Annotated in this window: 1 protein-coding gene; it reads left to right on the forward strand. The window is 39.0% G+C overall.

All coding sequences use genetic code 11. The features are described 5' to 3' along the window. Window positions 1-1,032 (forward strand): hypothetical protein (locus N7931_RS19225; protein WP_262795955.1); only part of this gene is annotated, 1,032 nt, incomplete at its 5' end. Window positions 1,033-1,199 lie beyond the last annotated feature (167 nt).

The raw sequence follows: 1,199 nt of genomic DNA on the forward strand, positions 1-1,199 counted from the left end.
TTAGCCATTGATGCGGATTTACTGACAGGCGAAGCGATTGATGAAGGCAGCTTGGTTATTCAAGCCAGTGTCTCGGATGCAAACGGCAATACCCGCTTGGTTGATATTAACGCCGTACTCGATATTACCGCTCCTACGTTAACTGTTAATAATTTGGTGGACGGGGCTTTAAGTGGTGTTATTAGTACAACATTATCACCAATACTTTCAGGTTCAACAGATCAGAACAATGCAAGTATTACACTTAATGTCGATGTCCTAGGTACATTGACAGAGGTCACTACTTTTCAGGCAGACTCTTCTGGAAATTTTTCTATTAACTTAACTGCTGCATTATTTGAAAATATTGTAGGTTTAGATGATGGTGATATTAGTCTGCAGTTAGTGGTTGAAGACGATGCAGAAAATCAGGCAACACAAGACATTGGTGTCAGTTTAAATATTATTCCACCAACTTTGGAAGTTACATCAATTGAGATTATTGATTTAGTGGTAGTGAAATCAACCACCATATCAGGTACAACAGATGCAGAAGCTGGAACAGAGCTTAATGTCTCAGTTGAATTACTGGATGCACCCACATTAGATTTAGGGACTGCTTTAGTTCAAGCCGATGGCACATGGACAATAACCGAATTAAGCGTTCTTAATTTAGCAAATGTTACTATATCTATGGAAGACGGCGATGGTAACTTAGTAACTTTAACTGTTGATAGTGAAGGTAATGAAATCGCTGCTCGTCCTGCAGTTGCAGCCCGAGGTTTTGTCAGCGATGAATTATTATCTGATGATGGCGGAATTGAAATAAACTTAAATGATAGTGAAGGGTTAGAAAGCACAGAGTTGCTTGCTGAAACATTATCAATTGCAGATTTGTTATCCGAACCTTCAACAGAATTACCCGAAAGTTTGGGTACCGAATCAAGTACATTCGCCCAAAGTACGCAACCGTCTCAAGATCCTATATCTTCTTTATCTTTAGAAAATGAAATTATGAAGCAGATACAGGATACTAGTAAGCTTGATATTTAAATAGGTTAATGATTTAAAGCCACTTAATATAAATTATTAGTGGCTTTATTCTTTGACTAAAATTTATCATGATGAGCACTGAGCACTGAGCACTGAGCACTGAGCACTGAGCACTGAGCACTGAGCACTGAGCACTGAGCACTGAGCACTGAGCACTGAGCACTGAG

Origin of the sequence: Catenovulum sp. 2E275 (assembly GCF_025515275.1) — a bacterium.
GTDB lineage: Bacteria > Pseudomonadota > Gammaproteobacteria > Enterobacterales > Alteromonadaceae > Catenovulum.